The 26,704-nt window shown below is 44.9% G+C and carries 17 protein-coding genes, 7 tRNA genes and 3 rRNA genes; 7 read left to right on the top strand and 20 right to left on the bottom strand.

The annotated features are described in order from the left end of the window. Positions 1 to 9: 9 nt before the first annotated feature. The 12 genes from glmS to GKC25_RS01035 all read right to left on the bottom strand — a co-directional run bounded on the left by glmS (position 10) and on the right by GKC25_RS01035 (position 9,049). Positions 10 to 1,812: a glutamine--fructose-6-phosphate transaminase (isomerizing) gene (gene glmS / locus GKC25_RS01090; RefSeq protein WP_008360582.1), complete on the bottom strand. Its 1,803-nt coding sequence runs from the start codon at positions 1,810 to 1,812 to the stop codon at positions 10 to 12. Between the two features lie 567 nt (positions 1,813 to 2,379). Continuing rightward, positions 2,380 to 3,726 carry a phosphoglucosamine mutase gene (glmM, locus tag GKC25_RS01085; protein ID WP_034664420.1) on the bottom strand — a complete coding sequence of 449 codons (1,347 nt, stop codon included), beginning with the start codon at positions 3,724 to 3,726 and terminating at the stop codon, positions 2,380 to 2,382. 25 nt (positions 3,727 to 3,751) lie between these two features. Next, positions 3,752 to 5,161 (bottom strand): CdaR family protein, encoded by a 1,410-nt coding sequence (locus tag GKC25_RS01080; protein ID WP_187704293.1) that lies wholly within the window; start codon positions 5,159 to 5,161, stop codon positions 3,752 to 3,754. After that, positions 5,154 to 5,975 (bottom strand): diadenylate cyclase CdaA, encoded by an 822-nt coding sequence (cdaA, locus tag GKC25_RS01075; RefSeq protein WP_034664424.1) that lies wholly within the window; start codon positions 5,973 to 5,975, stop codon positions 5,154 to 5,156. The genes GKC25_RS01080 and cdaA overlap by 8 nt, the downstream gene beginning before the upstream one ends. A gap of 216 nt (positions 5,976 to 6,191) precedes the next feature. After that, positions 6,192 to 6,818 carry an anti-sigma-W factor RsiW gene (gene rsiW, locus GKC25_RS01070; RefSeq protein ID WP_034664492.1) on the bottom strand — a complete coding sequence of 209 codons (627 nt, stop codon included), beginning with the start codon at positions 6,816 to 6,818 and terminating at the stop codon, positions 6,192 to 6,194. Between the two features lie 14 nt (positions 6,819 to 6,832). Beyond that, positions 6,833 to 7,396, bottom strand: a complete 564-nt coding sequence (gene sigW / locus GKC25_RS01065) for an RNA polymerase sigma factor SigW (protein WP_034664426.1) — start codon at positions 7,394 to 7,396, stop codon at positions 6,833 to 6,835. A gap of 183 nt (positions 7,397 to 7,579) precedes the next feature. Beyond that, positions 7,580 to 8,491: an arginase gene (rocF, locus tag GKC25_RS01060; RefSeq protein ID WP_034664429.1), complete on the bottom strand. Its 912-nt coding sequence runs from the start codon at positions 8,489 to 8,491 to the stop codon at positions 7,580 to 7,582. A 136-nt stretch (positions 8,492 to 8,627) separates the two neighbouring features. Beyond that, a tRNA-Gln gene (locus tag GKC25_RS01055) sits at positions 8,628 to 8,699 on the bottom strand. Between the two features lie 4 nt (positions 8,700 to 8,703). After that, a tRNA-Tyr gene (locus GKC25_RS01050) sits at positions 8,704 to 8,788 on the bottom strand. 28 nt (positions 8,789 to 8,816) lie between these two features. Then, positions 8,817 to 8,889, bottom strand: a tRNA-Thr gene (locus GKC25_RS01045). A 3-nt stretch (positions 8,890 to 8,892) separates the two neighbouring features. Beyond that, positions 8,893 to 8,968, bottom strand: a tRNA-Val gene (locus GKC25_RS01040). A gap of 6 nt (positions 8,969 to 8,974) precedes the next feature. Then, a tRNA-Glu gene (locus tag GKC25_RS01035) sits at positions 8,975 to 9,049 on the bottom strand. Between the two features lie 220 nt (positions 9,050 to 9,269). Between GKC25_RS01035 and murQ the strand changes: the two genes are divergently transcribed. The 6 genes from murQ to GKC25_RS01005 are packed head-to-tail and all read left to right on the top strand — an operon-like array spanning position 9,270 to position 16,999. Beyond that, positions 9,270 to 10,181, top strand: coding sequence for an N-acetylmuramic acid 6-phosphate etherase (gene murQ / locus GKC25_RS01030; RefSeq protein WP_187704292.1), 912 nt, complete (start codon positions 9,270 to 9,272; stop codon positions 10,179 to 10,181). A gap of 14 nt (positions 10,182 to 10,195) precedes the next feature. Continuing rightward, on the top strand, positions 10,196 to 11,065 hold the full coding sequence (locus tag GKC25_RS01025; protein WP_187704291.1) for a MurR/RpiR family transcriptional regulator: 870 nt from the start codon (positions 10,196 to 10,198) through the stop codon (positions 11,063 to 11,065). Then, positions 11,062 to 12,435: a PTS transporter subunit EIIC gene (locus tag GKC25_RS01020; RefSeq protein WP_187704290.1), complete on the top strand. Its 1,374-nt coding sequence runs from the start codon at positions 11,062 to 11,064 to the stop codon at positions 12,433 to 12,435. Before GKC25_RS01025 ends, GKC25_RS01020 begins: the two co-directional genes overlap by 4 nt. A gap of 19 nt (positions 12,436 to 12,454) precedes the next feature. Continuing rightward, complete coding sequence (pbp4b, locus tag GKC25_RS01015; protein ID WP_342689882.1) at positions 12,455 to 13,807, top strand: penicillin binding protein PBP4B; 1,353 nt, start codon at positions 12,455 to 12,457, stop codon at positions 13,805 to 13,807. 13 nt (positions 13,808 to 13,820) lie between these two features. Next, on the top strand, positions 13,821 to 15,740 hold the full coding sequence (locus GKC25_RS01010) for a glycoside hydrolase family 3 protein (protein WP_034664441.1): 1,920 nt from the start codon (positions 13,821 to 13,823) through the stop codon (positions 15,738 to 15,740). Between the two features lie 11 nt (positions 15,741 to 15,751). Then, positions 15,752 to 16,999 carry an exo-beta-N-acetylmuramidase NamZ family protein gene (locus GKC25_RS01005; RefSeq protein ID WP_187704288.1) on the top strand — a complete coding sequence of 416 codons (1,248 nt, stop codon included), beginning with the start codon at positions 15,752 to 15,754 and terminating at the stop codon, positions 16,997 to 16,999. Positions 17,000 to 17,038: 39 nt separating this feature from the next. Here the strand turns inward: GKC25_RS01005 and GKC25_RS01000 are convergent, their stop codons facing one another. The 7 genes from GKC25_RS01000 to GKC25_RS00970 all read right to left on the bottom strand — a co-directional run bounded on the left by GKC25_RS01000 (position 17,039) and on the right by GKC25_RS00970 (position 24,893). Continuing rightward, positions 17,039 to 18,019: a bile acid:sodium symporter family protein gene (locus GKC25_RS01000; protein ID WP_187704287.1), complete on the bottom strand. Its 981-nt coding sequence runs from the start codon at positions 18,017 to 18,019 to the stop codon at positions 17,039 to 17,041. Positions 18,020 to 18,065: 46 nt separating this feature from the next. Next, a complete protein-coding gene (locus tag GKC25_RS00995; protein WP_187704286.1) occupies positions 18,066 to 19,505 on the bottom strand; it encodes a SulP family inorganic anion transporter in 1,440 nt (479 codons plus the stop codon). 358 nt (positions 19,506 to 19,863) lie between these two features. Beyond that, positions 19,864 to 19,936 (bottom strand) — tRNA-Thr (locus tag GKC25_RS00990). Between the two features lies 1 nt (position 19,937). Continuing rightward, positions 19,938 to 20,012, bottom strand: a tRNA-Asn gene (locus tag GKC25_RS00985). 42 nt (positions 20,013 to 20,054) lie between these two features. Then, positions 20,055 to 20,170 (bottom strand): 5S ribosomal RNA (gene rrf, locus GKC25_RS00980). 61 nt (positions 20,171 to 20,231) lie between these two features. After that, positions 20,232 to 23,162, bottom strand: a 23S ribosomal RNA gene (locus tag GKC25_RS00975). A 182-nt stretch (positions 23,163 to 23,344) separates the two neighbouring features. Beyond that, positions 23,345 to 24,893: ribosomal RNA gene (locus GKC25_RS00970) — 16S ribosomal RNA — on the bottom strand. The 16S, 23S and 5S rRNA genes sit together here with 2 tRNA genes alongside, the layout of an rRNA operon. A gap of 376 nt (positions 24,894 to 25,269) precedes the next feature. Here GKC25_RS00970 and pdaB point away from each other — a divergent pair. Next, positions 25,270 to 26,034, top strand: coding sequence for a polysaccharide deacetylase family sporulation protein PdaB (gene pdaB, locus GKC25_RS00965; protein ID WP_034665559.1), 765 nt, complete (start codon positions 25,270 to 25,272; stop codon positions 26,032 to 26,034). Here the strand turns inward: pdaB and kbaA are convergent. After that, positions 26,027 to 26,629 carry a KinB-signaling pathway activation protein gene (kbaA, locus tag GKC25_RS00960; RefSeq protein ID WP_003217204.1) on the bottom strand — a complete coding sequence of 201 codons (603 nt, stop codon included), beginning with the start codon at positions 26,627 to 26,629 and terminating at the stop codon, positions 26,027 to 26,029. The two genes, pdaB and kbaA, sit on opposite strands and share 8 nt — an antisense overlap. Between the last annotated feature and the right edge of the window lie 75 nt (positions 26,630 to 26,704).

Genomic DNA, 26,704 nt, shown 5'->3' with positions numbered 1-26,704 from the left:
AAATTAAACCTACTCCACCGTCACACTCTTCGCAAGGTTACGTGGTTTATCCACATCACACCCGCGGTGAAGAGCTGCGTAGTAAGCGATTAGCTGTAATGGGACAACAGATGCAAGTGGTGCAAGTGCTGGGTGTACAGCTGGAAGGACGAAACGGTCACCTTCGTCTTCTAGGCCTTTCAGTGAGATGACACATGGGTTTGCTCCGCGTGCCACGACTTCTTTGACGTTTCCGCGAATGCTGAGGTTCACGTGCTCTTGCGTTGCAAGGGCAATGACCGGTGTGCCTTCTTCAATTAAAGCAATGGTGCCGTGTTTGAGTTCTCCGCCAGCAAATCCTTCTGCTTGGATGTAAGAGATCTCTTTTAGTTTTAGTGAACCTTCAAGGCACACATAGTAATCAAGTCCTCTTCCAATAAAGAATGCGTTACGTGTCACTGTGAAGAAGTCACGAGCGATTTGTTCCATTTCATCCTTTTGATCGACAAGAGCTTCCATTGCGTTTGCTACAATCCCAAGCTCTTTCACAAGGTCGAAGTCAAGAGATTGACCATTTAATTCAGCTGCAACGGATGCAAGGATCGCAAGAACAGCGATTTGCGCTGTGTAAGCTTTTGTTGAAGCCACTGCGATTTCTGGTCCTGCATGAAGAAGCAATGTGAAGTCCGCTTCACGAGAAAGCGTTGAACCTGGTACGTTTGTGATCGTTAATGCTTTATGACCAAGCTCTTTGACTTGAACAAGTACAGCACGGCTGTCCGCAGTCTCTCCAGATTGAGAAAGGAAGATGAACAACGGCTTTTTCGATAGAAGCGGCATGTTGTAAGAGAATTCACTTGCTACATGGACTTCTACAGGTACTTTCGCCCAGTCTTCAATATATTGTTTACCGACAAGTCCTGCATGGTAGCTTGTTCCGCAAGCCACAATGTAAATGCGGTCTGCTTCTGCTACTGCGCTTGCGATATCGCCAGCGACTGACAGCTTGCCGTTTTCGTCTTGATATTCTTGGATGATTTTGCGCATGACAAGCGGCTGCTCATCCGTTTCTTTTAACATGTAGTGAGGATATGTGCCTTTCTCGATGTCGCTTGCATCTAGCTCAGCGATATAAGAAGGACGTGTCATGATATCACCGTCAAGGTTTTTGATGATCACCTCGTCTTTTGTGACAATGACCATTTCTTTATCCATTAATTCCGCATATTCGTTTGTTACTTGAAGCATCGCCATTGCGTCAGAAGCTACAACGTTGAAATCTTCTCCGAAACCAACCAATAATGGGCTTTTGTTTTTCGCCACATAGATTGTTTCTTTGTTTTCGTTATCGAAAAGGGCAATTGCGTAAGAGCCTTTTAGTTGAAGAAGCGTTTGACGAAAAGCTTCCTCAGTATCAAGACCTCTGTTCACAAATTGTTCGATAACTTGAACAACAACCTCTGTATCTGTGTCGCTTTTTAGTGTGACGTCTTGTAAATATTCGCGTGTCAATTGTACATAGTTCTCGATGACACCGTTATGAACAAGCGTAAAACGGCCAGAAGCACTTTGATGCGGATGCGCATTTAGATGGCTTGGTACACCGTGTGTTGCCCAGCGTGTATGTCCGATTCCAGCTGAAGATGCTACATTTGCATCAACAACTTCACGAAGCTCAGCAATACGTCCTTTTTCTTTGAACACATGCACGCCTTCTTCGTTTGCCACAGCGATACCTGCTGAGTCATACCCGCGGTACTCAAGCTTCTCTAAACCCTTTAATAAGATTTCCTTCGCATCATTCTGACCAATATAACCTACGATTCCACACATAAATATTCTTCCTCCCGTTCATGTGAAAGGGACAAAGAAAGCCTACTAAAATAGAAGGGACATTTCTTCGTCCCTCTCTACATGTTTAATTTGGGAGATCATGTGTATTCCCTTTGTACAAAGAGTCACCTCTTTGCTTTAAAGAAACACTTACGGCTGTGATCTCTTTTTTGATCAGCCGGGAGGCATCCGCCGAAAATTCGATAACCTCCATCCTCGTCAACTAAGCATCTTTCGTCCGATCGCTTAGTTCGGGCGCTATAATTATAAGAGAGTTGCTGAACATCTACCCTGCCTTTCCTGATAGAATAAAAATCCAGTAACACAAGGATGATTGTACTATAAGGTCTGACCTCCGTCAATCACAATTTAGCGGGTGATCCCGCTCAAGAAAGTGAGACCTCCATTCACTATATGCGATGAGGCTTGTCATGTTCTACCTTTGATGTGCTCTCCTATGTATGAAGGCAGCAAATTGCCCTCGCTTATAAGATTCGTACAAATCCATCCATTTATGACGTTTATTCAAAAAAAAGCAAACCGCTACTAGCGATTTGCTTTCATCTATTACTCGATACCCATTTCCTCTTTCACAACAGCGGTAATTCGAGTCACATATTCATCACACAGCTCTTTTGTTTTCGCCTCTGCCATCACGCGTACAAGCGGCTCTGTTCCAGATGGACGAACAAGAATACGGCCATCACCATTCATCTCTTTTTCGACCTCTTGAATCACTGCTTTTACTTTTTCATTTTCTTCAACTTTATATTTATCAGACACTTTGACATTCACTAGAAGCTGCGGGAATTTTTCCATTTCAGCTGCAAGCTCTGACAATGTTTTTCCTGTTGCTTTGAGTGTATTAACAAGCATGATCGCAGAAAGCATGCCATCACCTGTCGTATTGTAATCAAGGAAAATCAAATGGCCTGATTGTTCACCGCCGACATTATAGCCATCCTTTTTCATCGCTTCAACCACATAGCGGTCACCAACAGCGGTTTGGATGCTCTTAATGCCTTGTTTCTCCAGCGCTTTATAGAAGCCTAGGTTACTCATGACCGTGGACACGACGGTGTCATCCTTTAATCGGCCTTCACCCTTCAAATAACGTGCACATATGTACATAATTTGATCGCCGTCTACAATATCACCTTTTTCATCGACAGCAATTAAACGGTCTCCGTCACCATCAAACGCCAGACCAATATCTGCACCCTTCTCCTTCACAAAAGCAGAAAGTGCCTCTGGATGAGTTGAGCCGACACCATCATTGATATTCAATCCGTTTGGTGATGTTCCCATTGTGGACACATCAGCATCTAAATCCGCAAATAAATGTGTCGCTAGAGAAGAGGTTGCACCGTGAGCACAGTCAAGCGCCACGTGAATACCTGTGAAATCCTCGTCCGCTGTCTGCTTCAAGAATTGCAAGTATTTCTGACCTCCTTCAAAGTAGTCATTCATCGTTCCAAGATCCGCTCCAACTGGGCGTGGCAATTGATCGACCGGCTGATCCATCAGCTGCTCAATTTCATTCTCCTGTTCATCAGACAGCTTAAAGCCGTCACCGCCGAAGAATTTAATTCCGTTGTCTTGAACTGGGTTGTGAGAAGCAGAGATCATGACACCCGCTTCTGCGTCCATTGCCTTCGTTAAATAAGACACACCAGGTGTTGAGATCACACCTAGACGCATCACTTCAGCGCCAATTGAAAGTAAGCCTGCAACGAGCGCTCCTTCTAGCATATGACCGGATACACGTGTGTCTCGTCCAACGAGTACCTTTGGACGTTCTTTATCCTTCGTGAGCACATAGCCGCCAAATCTCCCAATTTTAAATGCGAGCTCTGGCGTTAATTCGCTATTCGCCACACCCCTTACACCATCAGTTCCAAAGTACTTGCCCATGTTTCAATCGCTCCTTTTTTACCATTCAAGAGGACGCTTCGTCCTCTTTTTTATCTTCTTTGATCCGCTGTCTCTGACTTGATTCTTTCTTTGCTTTATCTTGCGTGGATTCTTCTTTACTCTTCTCATCCTGATCATCGTCATCAGAAGATGGATCCTTGCGATCATTCGTAGACGCTGGCTGATCTTCTGTCTCAGTAGAAGTCAGTTTCACTTTGACCTTTGATCTCGATAATGTCCACGTCACATTTTGAGGACCGTTCACTTGAATGGTGACCTCATGTGTTCCTTCGTTCAAGTCCCCGACATTGATATAGGCTTCAAGATCTGAAGCCTTTAGTTTATCAATCGCACTTTTTGATCCCTTTGCTGTTAACGAGAGCCGTCCAGAAGATGGGCTCACAAAATCGGAGGTGAGATCCTTGCTCAGACCCACGACAGAAATCGGTACATTATCGATCTTTTTTTCTTGAGCTGTTGCAACCTTCACCTTGATTTTAACCGTTTCGGGCGATACCTTTTTCACACCATCTGGCAGGGGAATGTCGGCATCAATCTCCGTATCATCTTTGATCTTGCTTAGGTCCAGCTTGACGCCATCAATAAAATCAAGCGAATCCAGCACTTTTTGAGAGCCGTACACCGTGACCTCACTCGGGCTTGTCTCAATGCTTGAGATACTGATCCCGTCAGGTAAGCTGCCAGTCCGCTCTATTTTAAACGGAACCTTTTTGCTTGGACTTGAGATGGGAACTGTAATATTCACCACAGAGGGACTCAATTCGACTGGCAGCTCGTTCCCGCTGCTATCATACACAGTGAGCCTCGCTTCCTTTTCAATTTGCTGATCGACATCCTCTAGGTTCACAAATGCTTTAATGACAGAAATTTTGTCGATCACGTCCTTTGAGCCAGTGACTGTGACCTTTTTCGGATTCACAATAGGCTGTTCAGGTGAATAGCCATCTTTGATTTTATTTTGATTATAAAATTCAGTTTCAACAGGAAATTCTGCTGTTGTTTTTTCTTGTATCGTCACCGTCGTCACAGATGGGTTGATCGATAGTGTGAGCCCTTTTGATACATCTCTTGCCTTCAGCTCCACTTTATGGGTACCTGTCGATAAATTCTGCATATCTGCATATATTTCGAAGTTCTTTGTTTGTCTTGCTGTTTTCACAGCACTCGTTGACCCTTTAATCGTCACATTGACTGTTTGCGGCACACCAGTAACGACGTACTTCTCGTCATCATAATACGCCTTAACAGGAATGTCGGTTAAAGTTGCTTCATCTGTCGTCGATGTTGGGAAAAAGGATTCACCGATTTTTTTCGGCGTGGGCGCTTGCGCTGAATTGACTGCACCATACAGCAATAAAGCGAAGACCAATGCAAGAAGCTTTACGGCCCAGCGATTATTCAAAATCTTATCCATTTTTCTTGCCCCTCCAATACCATTTGGTCGAGGAAGCATCTTTGCTGTTCTTACTAAATTCAGCAATCAGCATTTCTTCAAGCGCTTCTTCTGTCAATTCTCGGTGGAGATCACCATTTCTTGCGACAGAAATGCCGCCTGTCTCCTCAGAAACGATGACGGTTAAGCTGTCTGTCACTTCACTAATTCCGACTGCCGCCCGGTGACGCGTCCCCAGTTCCTTAGAGATAAAAGGACTTTCTGACAGCGGTAAATAACAAGCCGCAGCTGCAATCTCATCACGCTTCATAATGACAGCACCGTCATGAAGCGGTGTATTTGGAATGAAAATATTAATGAGCAGCTCTGAACTCACCTTTGCATTCAAAGGAATTCCAGTCTCTATGTAATCATTCATCCCAGTATCACGCTCAATTGTCAGCAGCGCGCCGATTCTGCGTTTTGCCATATATTTAATTGCTTTTGTAATTGCCTCGATCGTTTTCTGCTGCTGTTCCTCTATAGGTGTCCCGCTTCTTGAGAAGAAACGGCCGCGCCCAAGCTGCTCAAGCGCTCTCCTTAGCTCTGGCTGAAAAATAATAATGATCGCAAGGAATCCCCACGTAATCGCTTGATCCATCAGCCATTGAAGTGTGTTAAGACCGAGATACGCACTTCCCATCCTGACAAGAACAATGACCACAATTCCCTTTAAAAGCTGAACCGCTTTTGTTCCGCGGATGACCATCATTAATTTATATATCACATACCAAACAACGAGAATATCAACAGCATTACCGAGGTACTGCAAAAAAGGAATATCCCCTAAAGCCATTTCCTCGTCCTCCAGAATTTTCAGTTAATCTTCGTTTGATGCATTTTTGATAAAAAAAGAACCTATGTGTAAATACATAGCGTGGCTATTATACCACATTTTGTTTCAGCAAGGAAAACAGTTGCCATATATGGCTGGCGTGCTAATTTGCATAGATTCTGACCTATAATATAGAAAAAGAGCAGCCCCTAAAGAGACTGCTCTCGACCCGTATGATTACTTTTGCTCCTCTGGTCCAATGACCCGCATCACATTTTGTGCTGTAGATTTCATTTTGTACCAAATCCAATCAAACACTTCATTAATTTCATTAATTTGACCAGTGACTTGTCCGGCAGAAGCAGTCAGCTGTTCCCCATTGACGACGGTGACATTTCCATCAACCTTGCCTTCTACAATCAGCTTGCCATTTTTAACAGTGACATCACCTTTTACGGTTTCCCCTTTAGGTACGGTCACTGTATCATTTACAACGACGAGATTCGGCTGCTTCGACACACTGAAATTATGATCGGTATTCCAGCTTGTAAACAGACTGCCTCCCATCAAAATGAGAAAGAGGGCAGCGGCCACCATCAGCGGATGAGCTTTGATCCATCTTTGAACCGACACACGCTTTTTTTCCTTTGGAAGACCTGCCATCACCTTTGCAGTGAAATCAGTTGGTGCTTCTATATGAGATGTACTCTGCACAAGCGCGATGGATTTCTCAATTTGTTGAAAATGAGTACGGCACTCCTCACACGATTGCAGATGGCTCTTTAATTCTTTTTCGTCTTGGGGCTCAATGTCCCCGTCTAAATACTGATGCATAAGCAGGACGATTTTTTCCTGACAGCTCATCAAAATCACCTCACTCAAAGGTCTCTCAACTGTTTCCGGAGAGCCTCTCTACCCCTGTGTATTCTCGTTTTTACCGTACCAACGGGTATATTCAGAATCTCGCTAATTTCTTTTAACGAGAGTTCATCAATATACTTTAATACGATGACCGAACGATATTTATCGGGTAATCTTAGAATTTTTTGCTGAATGGTACTCGATAATTCAAGAGACACCACCTCTTCCTCTGGCAAAATGCCATCAGCAGCAATTTGAGAATACATATTCAGTCCTTCTGTTCCTGCCACCTCTGCATCTAAATAATAATCCGGCTTTTTTTTGCGAATACGGTCGATGGTCAGGTTGGTTGCAATGCGGTACAGCCACGTAGAAAACTTACGATTTACATCAAAGCTTTCAATATTCACATAGGCACGAATAAACGCCTCCTGTGCAATATCCTCTGCTTCGTGTGCATTCCCAAGCATACGGTAGCACAGCTGATAAATTTTGTCTTTATACAGGTCTACGATGTCTGCAAATGCGTTCTGGTCGCCTTTTTTCACTTGCTTAATTCTCTTTTTAATCATTGTGTCCATAGTATATTCAACCTCTGCCTTCACCGGTCTTTATGTATACGAATCTCTTTCCAAAAGGTTTCATTCTCCTCTAAAAAATAGTGTAACAAATTTTTGACAGCGTGTTACGCATATCCACCGGTAAAAACCTTAATATATCCTTAAATTTCTCCAAAACAAAAAAGAACGGGAACAAGTCCCGCTCTACAATAGCTTTTCGCCCATTAACGAACCAATCAACGCAACAGCTGCCTCGGCTGTTTTATTTTTTTCATCCAAAACCGGATTCACCTCAACAAATTCAGCTGAAGTCAAAATACCCGCTTCCTCTAAAAGCTCCATGGCAAGATGACTCTCCCGGTAACTAATGCCGCCCGCCACAGGAGTTCCTACACCAGGGCACTCCGCTGGATCTAGTCCATCTAAATCAAGTGACAGGTGGACACCATCTGTTCTTTCCTTTAAATATGAAATGGCTTCCTCCATCACCCTTGTCATCCCTAAACGATCTATTTCATGCATCGTATACACTTTAATGCCTTTCTCTCTAATCAATGCCCGCTCTCCTTCATCTAAGGATCGAGCACCAATTATAACAACATTCTCAGGCTTCAATTTAGGGGAATAACCACCAATGTTCGTTAAATCAGCATGCCCAAGGCCGATACTGACTGCAAGCGGCATACCATGTATATTTCCAGAAGGAGAGGTTTCCTCTGTATTTAAATCACCGTGTGCATCATACCAAATGGCACCTAAGTTTTCATAATGCTTGGCTACCCCCGCAAGTGTTCCTATCGCAATGCTGTGATCACCGCCTAAAATGAGCGGGAATGAGCCTGATTGCACAATACTGTCAACCTTCTCAGCTAGCAGCTGATTCGCACCAGCATTCTCCGTTAAATTTTTTAGCTTTTCACTTGTATATAAACCTTTCTCATCATCTCTTTGTTCAACCAAAATATCGCCGAGATCCTCCACATCAAATGAAAGCGATTCCAATTTTTCTTTTACACCTGCACACCGAATCGCACTCGGTCCCATATCGACGCCCCTTCTCATTTGACCCAAATCCATCGGAACTCCGACAATCGTGACCTTCTTTTGATCTCCCATATGTACATCCCCTTTCCGTTCATGCTTATATTTTACTTTCTCGATGCCTTCTGACTCAACTCAACAATATTTTGAATAGTTATACATTCCGTCTGCCAACATAAAAAAAGACACCTTTTTGAAAAAGGTGTCTTAACTGGGCTAGCTGGATTCGAACCAACGCATGACGGAGTCAAAGTCCGTTGCCTTACCGCTTGGCTATAGCCCAAAAATGGTGGAGGGGGGCGGATTCGAACCGCCGAACCCGGAGGGAGCGGATTTACAGTCCGCCGCGTTTAGCCACTTCGCTACCCCTCCACATATGGAATTGATAAAGAAAAAACAGTGCCGGCAAGAGGACTTGAACCCCCAACCTACTGATTACAAGTCAGTTGCTCTACCAGTTGAGCTACACCGGCATATGGTGGAGGATGACGGGCTCGAACCGCCGACCCTCTGCTTGTAAGGCAGATGCTCTCCCAGCTGAGCTAATCCTCCACATCATGGTGACCCGTACGGGATTCGAACCCGTGTTACCGCCGTGAAAGGGCGGTGTCTTAACCGCTTGACCAACGGGCCAGTTTGTCAAGTTTGCTGTTTCCGTGAAGCTGACAAAAGTTATTATATACAGGTTGTCCCCCTTTTGTAAAGGGGATTTTTATTTTTTTTATTTTCTAACTATTTACCTTTGATTAGCACCACTTTTTGATTGAAATATAATTTCAATATTTAAATATAATGTTGAAATTTCATATCATACTGAATATACTGAAAATGAAGAAATAAGGAGGAATGTCTCATGCAGCCATCTCAATTGCGTTCTTTGACAACAGAATCAAGAAATCCTAACACAATGGGAATATCACAAGCAGATCCACTCGAAATGCTCCAAATGATTAATGAAGAAGATATGAAGGTCGCTCAAGCAGTCAACCGTGTACTACCACATGTCAAAACAGCAAGTGACTTCGCCTATCAATCCATCTCAAATGGAGGCAGACTCGTTTATTTAGGGGCCGGGACAAGCGGCAGACTTGGCGTGATGGATGCTGTTGAATGTCCCCCTACCTATAGCGTCTCACCTGATGTGATTGTCGGCATCATGGCAGGCGGAGACGCTGCTTTTTCACATGCTGCCGAAGATGTGGAAGACAGTGAAGAAGCCGGCAAACAGGATTTAGTACACATTCATCTGACATCAAAAGATACGGTCGTCGGTATCGCCGCCAGCGGCAGGACACCCTACATCATCGGCGCTTTAAACTACGCTAAATTCATCGGCGCAAAAACAGTAGCCCTCAGCTGCAATGAACAAGCAGAAATTAGCGAGCTGGCAGACTGCGCCATTGAAGTCATTGTAGGACCAGAAGCCATCACTGGGTCAACACGAATGAAAGCCGCATCCGCTCATAAAATGATTTTAAATATGCTTTCCACCTCTGTCATGATCAGACAAGGTAAAGTATATGAAAACCTGATGGTTGATGTAAAAGTCAGCAATCATAAATTAAAAGAACGCGCCATCACCATCCTTCAACATGTGACAAACGCTTCCTACGAACAAGCTGTGAAAACCCTTGAAGCGGCAGACTTAGAAGTCAAAACCGCCATCGTCATGCTTCAAACAAACACAGACAAAAAAACAGCCAAGGATTTACTCAACAAAACGAATGGTCATATCGACAAAGCCATCTCTCATCATCAATCCTAAAGGAGGCAGAGCTCATGTCAGCAGGTGGACTCACCCTACTACACACAATGAAAGCAAAGATCCCCCAATCTGAAAAAATCATTGCAGACTATATTCTTGCCCATCCTGACAAAGTCATTAAGAGCACAGTACACGAGATCAGCCAGGCAGCCGGTGCAAGCAGCTCTGCAGTCGTCCGCCTTTGTAAATCTCTCGGGCTAGATGGCTATCACGATTTAAAAATGCGAATCGCTGGAGACTTGGTGCACAATGATAAACAAGGCTACCGTGATATCGAACAAGATGAACCGATTCAATCCATTATTCAAAAAACAGCAGGAAACTCGATTCAATCGATTAAGGACACCGCTTCTATTTTAAATGCAGATGCATTAGAAAAAGCTGTTCAATTACTGCTGCATGCAAACCAAATCCATTTTATCGGCGTCGGCGCATCTGGCATCGTCGCAGCGGATGCCCAGCAGAAATTTCTCAGAATCAATTATGCAGCGACTGCCTTCACTGACATGCACATCGCATCAACGGTCATCGCAAATGCAGGAAAGAATGACATCGTGTTCGGTATATCCTTTTCAGGAGAAACGTTAGACATCATTCAAGCCCTTCAGCTCGCAAAAGACAATCAAGTGAAAACCATTGCCTTAACGCATCCTGGTCAAACAAGCGTTTCTGCCTTAAGTGATGTTCACCTATCGACGTCCGGTTCCAATGAAGCACCTTTTCGCAGTGCAGCCACTTCCTCTAGAATGGCACAGCTCTACTTAATTGATGTCTTGTTCCTCAGCTTAGCTTCCCGTCAATATGAAGAGACAGCGCAATATATTGACAAGACAAGACATGCCATCCGCTCCATGAAACGAAAATCAAAGGGGGATTCAACATGAGTCATCAAACGAAATATCAGCAGTTGGCGAAAGACATTCTTTCTCTCTGTGGTGGTTCTGAAAACATCTCTTCCCATACACATTGTATGACGCGTCTCCGAATTACACCGATTGACAATGAACAAGTTCACATCACAAAAATCAAAGAACTCGATGGCGTCATAGGTGTCGTCGAGGCAGAAACGCTTCAAATCATTTTAGGTACAGGTGTTGTCAACCAAGTTTCAAGTGCGTTTGAACAGCTGCTAAATACCTCTGGCTCTTATAATTTAAACAATGAAGCACAAAAAAACAAGCAAGCCATTTCACAAAAGAACCGCACACCGTTCAAGCTGTTCTTACGACGGGTTGCCAGCATTTTTATTCCTATCATTCCGGCACTCGTTGCATCAGGTCTTATTACAGGAATTACGAAAGCAATCGTGCAAGCAGGCTGGCTCGATGAAAAGTCTCAAGCAGCGATCATTTTAACCGTTATTGGTTCAGGCTTGTTCGCATATCTCGGTATTTTAGTCGGAACAAATGCCGCAAAGGAGTTTGGAGGCTCTCCTGCATTAGGCGCATTAGCTGGTATCCTGATTATTAATCCAGCCTCCGCAGACATTATGTTATTTGGCACAAATATTCTACCAGGCAGAGGCGGACTCATCGGTGTTCTTCTAGCCGCCATCTTTATGGCGCTTGTGGAAACCCGAATTAGACGCTTCGTCCCGCAGTCACTTGATATCATCGTCACACCTACCATCACACTACTCATTACAGGCATTTTTACGTACGTTGTCTTCATGCCAGTCGGCGGATTTATATCTGATGCCATCACCTCAGGATTAACTTATCTATTAAATATGGGCGGAATCTTCGCTGGATTTGTTCTTGGTGCGACCTTCCTTCCACTTGTTGTGACAGGGCTTCACCAAGGACTGACACCAATTCATATGGAACTCATTAATTCCATTGGAGATGACCCGCTTTTGCCAATCCTCGCTATGGGCGGTGCAGGACAGGTCGGTGCGGCATTCGCCATTTATATGAAAACAAAAAAGAAAAAACTCAAAAGAGCCATCGCAGGTGGACTTCCTTCAGGGATGCTCGGCATTGGTGAACCACTCATTTTCGGTGTCACACTCCCTCTGGGACGGCCATTTCTCACTGCTTGTCTTGGCGCTGGAATCGGCGGCGCATTTCAAGCCTACTTCCAAATTGCAACGAAGGCGATTGGTGTATCAGGTCTCCCATTAACCTTTATTGTTCACACACATCAAATGCTTCTTTACTTAATCGGACTCTTTATTGCATATGTCGCTGGATTTATTTTCACATACTTATTTGGTTTTCATGATGATATGGCTGTTGAATTTGAGGAAAAATAAGCAATAGGAGGTCTAACTCTTGAAGAAATACTTTCTCTTAATAACAAGTCTGCTCATGCTCCTTGGATTACCCGTACAAACATTTGCAACTAGCTCCCATCCTGTATCGTCTTTGTCTAAAACAGCACCTGAAGAATATCCCGTCTTAAAAAAGGCAAAACGACCGGAACAAGCAGGTTTTTCTTCCAGGCAGCTTAGGAAGGTTGATCACATGATTCAAAACGACATCAAAGCAGGATTTCCAGGAGCCGCACTCATCATTATCAAAGACGGAAAAATCGTCCATCAAAAAGCCTATGGCTACAGGCAAAAATACGAAGGCACAACCGAACTCAAATCATATAAGAAAATGAAAAAGAATACACTGTTCGACTTAGCATCCAACACCAAAATGTATGCGACCAACTATGCCCTGCAAAAGCTAGTCTACGAGAAAAAACTGGATGTGAACGAAAAAATACAATCCATCCTGCCAGATTTTAAAGATGAACCAGATGCAAAGGTAACCGGCAAAGAACAACTCCGTGTAAATGATCTTCTGACCCATTCTGCCGGACTCCCTTCCAGTGTCTTATTTTATAGCAAAGAAGCCGCCGGCTCCTTTTTCTCTCAAGATAGAAAGACAACAATGAAATGGCTGCCAAAGGTGCCGCTGCAATACAAACCAGGCACCCAGCACATTTATAGTGACATTGATTACATGCTGTTAGGCATGATCATTGAGAAAAAAACAGGTATGCCTCTTGATCAATATGTAGAGTCGACAATCTATCGGCCGCTAGGTCTCAAACATACAATGTTCAATCCACTGCAAAAAAGATTCAAACAAAATTTTGCAGCAACCGAACGTTTAGGTAATTCGCGAGATGGTGTCATTGATTTTGAAAACATTCGCAGGTACACCCTGCTAGGCGAAGTCCACGATGAGAAAGCATATTACTCAATGGCAGGTATCTCTGGTCATGCTGGACTTTTTTCTAACATATCAGACATGGCCGTGCTGCTCCAGCTCATGCTGAACAAAGGAGGCTATGGAAAAACCACCATCTTTGATCAAGCTTCTATCGATCTCTTTACAGCCTCTTCTGATACAAACCCAACATACGGGCTAGGCTGGCGAAAAAACGGTCATACTGACATGGAATGGATGTTTGGAAAATATGCAAGTAACGAAGCCTATGGACATACTGGCTGGACCGGAACCATGACATTGATTGATCCAAAACATAATCTAGGTATCGTCTTGCTGACAAATAAGAAACATTCGCCTGTCGTTTCACCTGAAACCAACCCAAATCAATTTGAAGGTGACCTTTTCCCAACTGGTACTTATGGAAGCATCATGACCGCAATCTACGAATCTTTTAAGTAAAAGGAGGAATTCGATGTTAAAAGCTCTTTTCCCCGCTGCTCTGGTTTTGGCCCTGCTAACCTCTTCCATTCCAACGGAAAAGGTTAGCTCTGCCCCTCTTCCAACCGCAAAACAAATGGTGCAAGACATGTCCCTGGATGAAAAGATAGGTCAAATGCTCATGCCAGACTTTCGCAATTGGCAAACAAAAGATGAATCTGCACCTACAGGCTTAACAAAGATGAATAAAGAAGTGTCTCATCTTGTTGAAAAATATCATCTAGGCGGTGTCATCTTATTTGCGGAGAATGTCGTTGATACGAAACAAACCGTCAAACTCACTCATGAATTTCAAAAAGCATCACCGAACATTCCATTACTCATTTCAATTGATCAAGAAGGTGGAATCGTCACAAGATTACAAAAGGGAACACATTTCCCAGGAAATATGTCGATTGGTGCCTCTAGAAGTAAGAAAAATGCATACGACACAGGTAAAATCATCGGCAAAGAACTAAATGCACTAGGGATCAATACAAACTTCTCTCCTGTGCTTGATGTGAATAATAACCCAAACAACCCCGTCATTGGTGTCCGTTCCTTTAGCTCTGATCCTGCTCTCGTCACTAGGCTCGGTCTTCAAACCATGAAAGGACTTCAAAAGGAAAAAACTATTTCGACACTCAAGCATTTCCCGGGACATGGTGATACAGCTGTCGATAGTCACTACGGCTTGCCGCTCGTAGAACATGATCTAGATCGTTTAAAAAAGGTTGAGCTCTATCCGTTTCAACAAGCCATCAACGCTGGTGCGGATATGGTCATGACCGCTCATGTTCAATTCCCTGCCATTGACCACACAACGTACAAAAGCAAAAAAGATGGCGAGGACATTATGGTTCCAGCAACCTTATCGAAAAAAGTCATCACACACTTATTAAAAGAAGAGATGGGCTTTCAAGGAGTTGTCGTAACAGACGCCCTAAATATGAAAGCGATTGCAGATAACTTTGGGCAGGAAGAAGCCGTGGTGATGGCTATTAAGGCAGGTGTCGACATCGCCCTTATGCCAGCACCAGTCACCTCTCTAAAAACAGAAAAAAACCTAGAGAATGTGTTCAATGCTGTAAAACAGGCGATTGTAAAGAAAGAAATTCCGATGTCTCAAATCAACCAATCTGTTGAAAAAATTCTTCAATTGAAGATCAAACGCGGCATCATTTCTTCCAAGAAACCCATCACCCTTGAGAAAAAAATCAAAAAAGCCACTCAAGTCGTTGGGAAAAAGTCGCACCGGAAAGCAGAACAAAAAATGGCACGTGAAGGGATCACCCTGCTTAAAAACAACGAAAAGACCTTACCATTCCAGCCTAAAAAGAATGACAAGATCTTGGTCATGGCACCTTACGAAGATCAGACAAAAGCCATGTCTGTCACAATTGACTCTCTGATCAATAAAAAAAGGATCAAACCTGTACGTATCCAATCATATGCGTTTGCGGATAAGACTTTCACTAAAGAAACAGCCAAACTGATTCAAGATGCTGACTATGTGATTACTGGCTCTTACGTTGTCCAAAATGACCCAGCTGTGAATGATGGTGTGATTGATGACAATGTCCAGGACCCGAAAAAGTGGGCTACTGCTTTCCCGCGTGCTGTCATGAAAGAAACAGCAGCACAAAACAAAAAAATGGTCATCATGAGTCTAAGAAATCCTTACGATGCGGCAAATTTTGAGGAGGCTGATGCCTTACTAGCCGTTTACGGTTTTAAAGGCTACTCAAACGGACAATTCAATCAGCCAAATATTCCTGCTGGATTAGAAGTGATATTTGGCGCTGCATCACCTAAGGGCAAATTGCCTGTGGATATCCCATCTGTCACTCATCCAAATCAAACCCTGTATCCATTCGGCTATGGACTCAACTTGAAAGGGAAACAGATCAAATAGGAGGGATTCTCTTGAAAAAAACAGCAAGCTTGATACTCGCAAGCATTCTCATCATGAGCACATTGACCGCAGCCTCCCCTGCAGAGCAAGGACGAACAGACACAAAAGGAAAAAAAGCAACAGTCAAAACAGGGATCGAAACACTACTCTCAAGCAACCTTTCATGGTTAAAAGGAAAAAGAGTCGGTCTCATTACGAACCCAACTGGCATTGATGCAAATATGAAAAACAGTGTCGATCTCCTATTTGAGCATCCAAGTATCAAGCTTACTGCTCTATATGGACCAGAACATGGTGTGCGCGGCGATGCACAAGCAGGAGAAGGCGTCGAATCCTATACTGATGAAAAAACAGGTCTTCCTGTTTACTCTCTCTATGGAAAAACAAGAAAACCAACGCTTGACATGCTCAAAAATGTAGATATCCTGCTGTTTGATATTCAAGACGTTGGTGCTCGTTATTACACTTATATTTACACGATGGCCTATGCATTGGAAGCCGCTAAAGAAAACAACATTCCCTTTGTTGTCCTAGACCGTCCAAACCCCATTGGCGGACTAAAAGTAGAAGGCCCTGTCTTAGAACCTGAGCACGCTTCATTTGTAGGGCTCTATCCAATACCATTAAGACATGGGATGACCACTGGTGAACTAGCAAAATTCTTTAACAAAGAGTTTCATATCAATGCTGATGTCACAGTCATCAAAATGAAAAATTGGAAGCGTTCCATGACGTTTGATGACACGAAGCTGCCGTTCGTCCTTCCTTCACCTAACATGCCGACAGTGGATAGTACCTTTGTATATCCCGCCACAGGATTAATTGAAGGCACAAATGTCTCTGAAGGCAGAGGAACAACAAAACCGTTCGAGCTCATTGGCGCTCCATATATCAATAGCAGCGAGCTAGCAGATCATTTAAATCAGTTAAAACTAAAGGGTGTACAATTTAGACCAGTATCATTCACCCCCACTTTTTCTAAACATGCAGGTAAGCTATCACACGGTGTGCAGCTATACGTCACAGACCGCTCTTCATTCGAAGCGGTAAAAACAGGGTTATCCATCATCAAAGCAATACATGATTTATATCCAAAAGACTTTCAGTTCCTTCAAACAGGCAGCTTTGATAAACTCATCGGAAATGGTTGGATGAAAGAAGAAATCAATCAAGGTACTTCCGTCAAACACATCATGAAGCGCTATCATCACGACCTCAAAACGTTCGAAAAGAAACGCAAGAAATATCTCATCTATTAATTCGCAAATAGACCTCCATCTCATAAGATGGAGGTCTTTTCATGATAAAGATTTAGTCACAGCAGGCGCCTTCAGCTCAAAACGATTGAGTAAGAAACCAAACAAGGCAGCAAGCACTTGCTGAAATAGCATGCCAATCACAACAGGGACAGCAACAGCAGGCGGGAAAAAGCTAATAGCAAGCACAGCTCCAGCACTAATATTTCTCATGCCGCCCGTATACACAATGGCCACAATCTCCCCTTGAGTACATTTCATCACCTTTCCAATCAACCATGCAAAAGCATACCCACTCATCGCAATGAAAAAGACAGTCGCTGCTTTGCTAAAAAATGCAACATCCAGTTCACGCAAATATGGGGCGACAACAGAACTGTTAATCGATACGACAACAAACAAGCCTAATTTTGAAAAAGGAGACAGGGTCTGACCAATTGTTTTCGTCACCGATGGCTTTGCATACTGGCGAACGAGCATCCCTAAAATAGAGGGCAGCACCACCATACCAAACAGCCCTTTCATGATTGCGACCATGTCCATATGGACCTGTGTACCGACGAAGAGTGACAAGCTGGCTGGCACAATCAATGGCGAAAGCAATGTATCAATTAAAATGATGGATAACGTTAACCCGACATTCCCTTTATACATCGCCGCCCATATTAAACTAGAAACACCTGTTGGAATCACCATCGCAAGCGTCAAACCGGTGATCGTCTTGGAATCACCCGCAAATATTAAATGCCCTGCTGACCAGGCATAAAGGGGCATCAACACATGTAAAATCATAAACGATAAAATCAAAGGCAATGGGTGCATCACCGTATGCTTTAAAGCTGAAAAAGTAGATGACAAGCTCCCTGAAAATGTCATCATGGCAAATACCCAGGGCACCATAAACGTATAATCCTTTAAATAGGCCGACAATAGTACACCGAGTAACACACTAATGGGCGTAATAAGCGGCATCATCCGGCCGAGCACTTGGTTCAAACGCACAAGCATGCCGGCCACCTCCATCCTTCACTTTCTTACCTTTTCTATTGTAACAAACAGAAAGATCTTTTTAAGAACCATTCACCTGTTTCACAAGCTTTCGACTCGAGGTATCCATTCCAACTACGTCTACCTGTACACCAGCTGCTTGATACTTTTCCTTTACACGTTCTATCGCTGCCACGCCTGATTCATCCCATATACGCGCTTCAGACAAATCAATCACAACGGCTTGGAGATCTTTCTCATGATGGAACGCTTGGATGAAATCAGTGACAGAAGCAAAGAAAATTTGCCCTTTAATTCGATACACCCAAATACCCGCTTGGCTTTCTGTAGAGGTAATATGAAGCTTTGATATTTTTGCTACAAAGAATATCGCACTAAGCAGCACACCTGCAAACACACCTTTTGATAAATCATGAGTCAACACCACAGTCACGACCGTGACAATCATGACAATAGAATCTGTTTTCGGATTCTTTTTTAGCTGCTGAAAGGAACTCCAATCAAATGTCCCAACGGAGACCATAATCATCACAGCCACAAGAGCAGCCATTGGAATTTGAACCACCACATCTCCGAGTACAAAAATCAGCACCATTAGAAATGCACCCGCTACAAAGGTAGAAAGACGGCCACGCCCGCCTGCCTTCGTATTAATCACTGATTGACCAATCATCGCACAGCCAGCCATACCACCAAAGAATCCTGCAACCACATTAGCAATCCCTTGACCTCTCGCTTCCTTGTTCTTACGACTAGACGTCTCCGTCATATCATCGACAATCTGTGCAGTTAAAAGAGACTCAAGTAAACCAACCATCGCAAGTGCTAAAGAATAAGGAAAAATGATAGTAAGTGTCTCCCAGCTAAACGGTACTTGAGGAATCAGAAAAGCAGGCAAAGAACTAGGAAGCTCTCCCATATCTCCAACCGTTCTAACATCAATATGTCCAAATACAGCAATGATCGTCATGACAATAATCGCAATGAGTGGGGAAGGTATCACTTTTACCACCATCGGCAATAAATAAATAATCAACAAGGCGCCACCTGTCATGATATACATGGCCATTGATTCTCCGACGAAATGTGGAAGCTGAGCCATGAAGATCATAATAGCCAACGCATTCACAAAACCAACCATCACGGACCTCGGAATAAATTTCATCAGACGAGACACTCGGCAGAGTCCAAACACTATTTGAATCAGACCTGTTAAAATCGTAGCTGCAAACAAATATTGCAATCCATGATCGGCAACCAAATTAACCATGACCAGAGCCATAGCCCCTGTAGCGGCCGAAATCATACCTGGCCGTCCACCAACAAACGAAATCACAATTGCAATACAAAACGAAGCATACAACCCGATCTTCGGATCAACGCCCGCAATAATTGAAAACGCAATCGCCTCAGGAATTAAAGCCAGAGCCACTAAAATACCCGCAAGCACATCCTGACGCACATGCCCAAACCATTCTTGCTTTACAAATAAATCTTTCAAACCATCTACTCCTTTTTATATACATACCGAACATGGAAAAAGAAGATCAACCAAACCTGGAGATGAAGAAAGGAAAAATAAATAATGCTTCACTTTCGGGGGATAAGAGGGACGTACAGAGTCTTTTGTTAGAGAGGATATCATCACTTTAGTAAGAATATAAGAAAGGCACTAAAGAATCAAGAACAAAAAGAAGGAATGTGTAGAAAATTGATACAAAGCTTCCTTATAAATCGATCTATTCCATTTTCATTAGTCTACTTGTCACTGAGCAAGTTCAACATTTTAAAACAAACAAAAAAAGCCTTCTCATCATCGAGAAACCTTAAACATTGACCATTATTATCATATAGAGGAAAGCTTCCAAGCGGGCTCGAACCGCTGACCTCTTCCTTACCATGGAAGTGCTCTACCTACTGAGCTATGGAAGCATGGCTCCGCAGGTAGGACTCGAACCTACGACCGATCGGTTAACAGCCGATAGCTCTACCACTGAGCTACTGCGGAATGATAAAGTAACTTCTTCCATTGGAAGGATATAAATAAAAAGCTTGGCGGCGTCCTACTCTCACAGGGGGAGACCCCCAACTACCATCGGCGCTGAAGAGCTTAACTTCCGTGTTCGGTATGGGAACGGGTGTGACCTCTTCGCTATCGCCACCAAACCTGATGGAGAGAATGTTCTCTCAAAACTAGATAACAATGTTCAAGCTTCACATTAGAATAAAGGTTAAGTCCTCGATCTATTAGTATCTGTCAGCTCCACGTGTCACCACGCTTCCACCTCAGACCTATCAACCTGATCATCTTTCAGGGATCTTACTTCCTTGCGGAATGGGAAATCTCATCTTGAGGGGGGCTTCATGCTTAGATGCTTTCAGCACTTATCCCGTCCGCACATAGCTACCCAGCGATGCCCTTGGCAGAACAACTGGTACACCAGCGGTGCGTCCATCCCGGTCCTCTCGTACTAAGGACAGCTCCTCTCAAATTTCCTGCGCCCGCGACGGATAGGGACCGAACTGTCTCACGACGTTCTGAACCCAGCTCGCGTACCGCTTTAATGGGCGAACAGCCCAACCCTTGGGACCGACTACAGCCCCAGGATGCGATGAGCCGACATCGAGGTGCCAAACCTCCCCGTCGATGTGGACTCTTGGGGGAGATAAGCCTGTTATCCCCGGGGTAGCTTTTATCCGTTGAGCGATGGCCCTTCCATGCGGAACCACCGGATCACTAAGCCCGACTTTCGTCCCTGCTCGACTTGTAGGTCTCGCAGTCAAGCTCCCTTGTGCCTTTACACTCTGCGAATGATTTCCAACCATTCTGAGGGAACCTTTGGGCGCCTCCGTTACATTTTAGGAGGCGACCGCCCCAGTCAAACTGCCCACCTGACACTGTCTCCCTGCCCGATAAGGGCAGCGGGTTAGAAGGTCAATACAGCCAGGGTAGTATCCCACCGATGCCTCCACCGAAGCTAGCGCTCCGGTTTCCAAGGCTCCTACCTATCCTGTACAAGCTGTACCAACATTCAATATCAGGCTGCAGTAAAGCTCCACGGGGTCTTTCCGTCCTGTCGCGGGTAACCTGCATCTTCACAGGTACTATAATTTCACCGAGTCTCTCGTTGAGACAGTGCCCAGATCGTTGCGCCTTTCGTGCGGGTCGGAACTTACCCGACAAGGAATTTCGCTACCTTAGGACCGTTATAGTTACGGCCGCCGTTTACTGGGGCTTCAATTCGCACCTTCGCTTACGCTAAGCGCTCCTCTTAACCTTCCAGCACCGGGCAGGCGTCAGCCCCTATACTTCGCCTTACGGCTTCGCAGAGACCTGTGTTTTTGCTAAACAGTCGCCTGGGCCTATTCACTGCGGCTTCTCGGGGCTTTAACACCCTAAGAAGCACCCCTTCTCCCGAAGTTACGGGGTCATTTTGCCGAGTTCCTTAACGAGAGTTCTCTCGATCACCTTAGGATTCTCTCCTCGCCTACCTGTGTCGGTTTGCGGTACGGGCACCTCTCACCTCGCTAGAGGCTTTTCTTGGCAGTGTGGAATCAGGAACTTCGCTACTAAATTTCGCTCGCCATCACAGCTCAGCCTTTACGGGAAACGGATTTGCCTATTTCCCAGCCTAACTGCTTGGACGCGGATATCCAATACCGCGCTTACCCTATCCTCCTGCGTCCCCCCATTGCTCAAATGGTGAGGAGGTGGTACAGGAATATCAACCTGTTGTCCATCGCCTACGCCTTTCGGCCTCGGCTTAGGTCCCGACTAACCCTGAGCGGACGAGCCTTCCTCAGGAAACCTTAGGCATTCGGTGGACGGGATTCTCACCCGTCTTTCGCTACTCATACCGGCATTCTCACTTCTAAGCGCTCCACCAGTCCTTCCGGTCTGACTTCACAGCACTTAGAACGCTCTCCTACCACTGTTCGTCAGAACAGTCCGCAGCTTCGGTGATACGTTTAGCCCCGGTACATTTTCGGCGCAGAGTCACTCGACCAGTGAGCTATTACGCACTCTTTAAATGGTGGCTGCTTCTAAGCCAACATCCTGGTTGTCTAAGCAACTCCACATCCTTTTCCACTTAACGTATACTTTGGGACCTTAGCTGGCGGTCTGGGCTGTTTCCCTTTCGACTACGGATCTTATCACTCGCAGTCTGACTCCCAAGGATAAGTCATCGGCATTCGGAGTTTGACTGAATTCGGTAACCCGGTAGGGGCCCCTAGTCCAATCAGTGCTCTACCTCCGAGACTCTTACCTTGAGGCTAGCCCTAAAGCTATTTCGGAGAGAACCAGCTATCTCCAGGTTCGATTGGCATTTCACCCCTACCCACACCTCATCCCCGCACTTTTCAACGTGCGTGGGTTCGGGCCTCCATTCAGTGTTACCTGAACTTCACCCTGGACATGGGTAGATCACCTGGTTTCGGGTCTACGACCACGTACTCATGCGCCCTATTCAGACTCGCTTTCGCTGCGGCTCCGCATCTTCTGCTTAACCTTGCACGGGATCGTAACTCGCCGGTTCATTCTACAAAAGGCACGCCATCACCCATTAACGGGCTCTGACTACTTGTAGGCACACGGTTTCAGGATCTATTTCACTCCCCTTCCGGGGTGCTTTTCACCTTTCCCTCACGGTACTGGTTCACTATCGGTCACTAGGGAGTATTTAGCCTTGGGAGATGGTCCTCCCGGATTCCGACGGAATTTCACGTGTTCCGCCGTACTCAGGATCCACTCTGGAGAGAACAACATTTCAGTTACAGGGCTGTTACCTTCTTTGGCGGGCCTTTCCAGACCTCTTCGCTTATATCGTTCCTTTGTAACTCCGTATAGAGTGTCCTACAACCCCAAGAGGCAAGCCTCTTGGTTTGGGCTGTTCCCGTTTCGCTCGCCGCTACTCAGGGAATCGCATTTGCTTTCTCTTCCTCCGGGTACTTAGATGTTTCAGTTCCCCGGGTATGCCTTCTCATACTCTATGTATTCAAGTATGGATACTACTCCATTACGAGCAGTGGGTTTCCCCATTCGGAAATCTCCGGATCAAAGCTTGCTTACAGCTCCCCGAAGCATATCGGTGTTCGTCCCGTCCTTCATCGGCTCCTAGTGCCAAGGCATCCACCGTGCGCCCTTTCTAACTTAACCATTTCTTACTTTAGAAAGAATCACTATGTGTGATGAACTTTGCATTGCATTCAATGTGAATGTATTACTTATTGTTATCTAGTTTTCAAAGAACAATCCTGTCTCGCTAGAGACATATCTTGAAGGAATGATCCTTCAAAACTAAACAAGACGAAAACGTACGCTGCTCCATATATCCTTAGAAAGGAGGTGATCCAGCCGCACCTTCCGATACGGCTACCTTGTTACGACTTCACCCCAATCATCTGCCCCACCTTCGGCGGCTGGCTCCATAAAGGTTACCTCACCGACTTCGGGTGTTGCAAACTCTCGTGGTGTGACGGGCGGTGTGTACAAGGCCCGGGAACGTATTCACCGCGGCATGCTGATCCGCGATTACTAGCGATTCCAGCTTCACGCAGTCGAGTTGCAGACTGCGATCCGAACTGAGAACAGATTTATGGGATTGGCTAAACCTTGCGGTCTCGCAGCCCTTTGTTCTGTCCATTGTAGCACGTGTGTAGCCCAGGTCATAAGGGGCATGATGATTTGACGTCATCCCCACCTTCCTCCGGTTTGTCACCGGCAGTCACCTTAGAGTGCCCAACTAAATGCTGGCAACTAAGATCAAGGGTTGCGCTCGTTGCGGGACTTAACCCAACATCTCACGACACGAGCTGACGACAACCATGCACCACCTGTCACTCTGTCCCCGAAGGGAAAGCCCTATCTCTAGGGTTGTCAGAGGATGTCAAGACCTGGTAAGGTTCTTCGCGTTGCTTCGAATTAAACCACATGCTCCACCGCTTGTGCGGGCCCCCGTCAATTCCTTTGAGTTTCAGTCTTGCGACCGTACTCCCCAGGCGGAGTGCTTAATGCGTTAGCTGCAGCACTAAGGGGCGGAAACCCCCTAACACTTAGCACTCATCGTTTACGGCGTGGACTACCAGGGTATCTAATCCTGTTCGCTCCCCACGCTTTCGCTCCTCAGCGTCAGTTACAGACCAGAGAGTCGCCTTCGCCACTGGTGTTCCTCCACATCTCTACGCATTTCACCGCTACACGTGGAATTCCACTCTCCTCTTCTGCACTCAAGTTTCCCAGTTTCCAATGACCCTCCCCGGTTGAGCCGGGGGCTTTCACATCAGACTTAAGAAACCGCCTGCGAGCCCTTTACGCCCAATAATTCCGGACAACGCTTGCCACCTACGTATTACCGCGGCTGCTGGCACGTAGTTAGCCGTGGCTTTCTGGTTAGGTACCGTCAAGGTGCGAGCAGTTACTCTCGCACTTGTTCTTCCCTAACAACAGAGCTTTACGATCCGAAAACCTTCATCACTCACGCGGCGTTGCTCCGTCAGACTTTCGTCCATTGCGGAAGATTCCCTACTGCTGCCTCCCGTAGGAGTCTGGGCCGTGTCTCAGTCCCAGTGTGGCCGATCACCCTCTCAGGTCGGCTACGCATCGTCGCCTTGGTGAGCCATTACCCCACCAACTAGCTAATGCGCCGCGGGTCCATCTGTAAGTGACAGCCGAAACCGTCTTTCATCCTTGAACCATGCGGTTCAAGGAACTATCCGGTATTAGCTCCGGTTTCCCGGAGTTATCCCAGTCTTACAGGCAGGTTACCCACGTGTTACTCACCCGTCCGCCGCTAACATCCGGGAGCAAGCTCCCTTCTGTCCGCTCGACTTGCATGTATTAGGCACGCCGCCAGCGTTCGTCCTGAGCCAGGATCAAACTCTCCGAAAAAGTACAAAACCGAAGTTTTGTTTTTCGCCAGTTTGACTGACTACCTATGATGTTTCATAGGATTTTTTTATAAAAACTCGAATTAACAGGTACGTTTTGTCTTGTTTAGTTTTCAAAGATCATCTTCGCCGTTCTTAGCGGCTTTAATAATATAACATTTCGCTTCATCTTATGTCAACAACTTTTTTCAAGTTTATTTCCCGAAGCGTTTTGTGTTTGTCACTGTGTGTCAGCGACGATTAATAATATATCACGAAAATATTCTATCGGTCAACGCCTTTTCAAAACTTTTTTTAAAATAGTTTTATTGTGCATCTCAAACCCTTGTCCTGCATACAATCAAGTAACAATCTTGGACAAGGCAGGAGTGTTTGAATTGAGTCGACTATATGTGTTGCCTATTAAACGGCTGAAGCAAATTGTCATTATTCTTGTAGCAGCCCTTGCAGCTGCAACCTTTTTTTATGTACAAAAGGCACCGCCGCTGTCGGTATTTAAAACAGAACACGGACCCCGAGCCATTTATAAAGGCGAGACTTCCTCAAAACATGTCTCCCTCACTTTTAATATTGGCTGGGGAGATGAGAAGGCAGTCCCTATTTTAAATGTCCTTCGAGAGTACGATATAAAGAACGCTACTTTCTTTCTGTCTGCTTCTTGGGCCGAGCGTCATCCTGATATCGTCAAACAAATTAGAGAGGACGGTCACCAAATCGGCAGCCTTGGCTATGCTTATAAAAATTATAGCCAGCTTGAAGACAGTGAAATCAAGCGAGATCTTGTCCGGGCACAAAATTCATTTCAAAAGCTTGGACTAGATGACATTCAACTATTAAGACCGCCAACTGGGCAATTTAACGAAAAAGCATTGAAAATTGCCACACAGTACGGTTATACAGTTGTCCATTACAGCGTCAATTCACAGGATTGGCTGAATCCGGGCGTCGACCAGATTGTTCAGAATGTAAATGATCGAATGAAAAGCGGAGACATTGTTCTTCTGCACGCCTCAGATTCAGCAACCCAAACCGCTCAAGCCTTACCAGCTATTTTGAAACAAATCAAAGAAAAGAATTTAAAAAATGTGACGGTTGGCGAACTGATCTCCAATACCAAAACAAAGTCATCGGAAGTTAAGTAGCTTTCGCCTTTGAAAAACGCGGCATAGCTAATAACTGAAACGCATTACAGCCTAATAGCGGAAATAGCATCAAATACAGCCAGTCCTCTTCATTGACTCTGAGCGCCGGGAACCATTCTAACGACGTGATGACGACCATGAGAAACATTGCGGAAACAAATGTTTTCTTAGAGGACTGCTGCTGTTTAAAGTAAGCCACGATCAATGCGAACACACCGATAAAGACGGGCAGCCATAGGTATGGAAGAAATGATTCATTCTCCCCGAAAAACAAAAACCGCAAGTAAGCTAAATCAAACAGCACAAAGATCACTAGAAACAATTGAATGGTATTCCATAAAGAATGAGACCGGAATATCTCTAGCGCAAACCGGTGCACCGTCAAAAAGACAACAAACCCCATCTGGCTAATGACACTAAAAATCATCCCCACACCAATGAACCAAAACAATACAGATGCGATCTCTAGAATTTCAAACGATATAAAAAGCTTCTGATATTTCCCCCACTCCAGCGCAAAGCCTACTACGCTTGTAATGACCGCTCCAACAGCTAGCACAGAGAAGAAAAAACGAACTAAATCCCGACTTTTCATTGAATTGATCCAACCCCTATTTTTGTTATGTATAAATTTACGTGAAACATTCATATTAAAAGTAAGACATGTAAC

The sequence above is a fragment of the Bacillus pumilus genome, assembly GCF_038738535.1.
GTDB lineage: Bacteria > Bacillota > Bacilli > Bacillales > Bacillaceae > Bacillus.
Note: the sequence above shows the minus strand (reverse complement) of the source record. Positions and strands in the feature narration are given on the sequence as shown.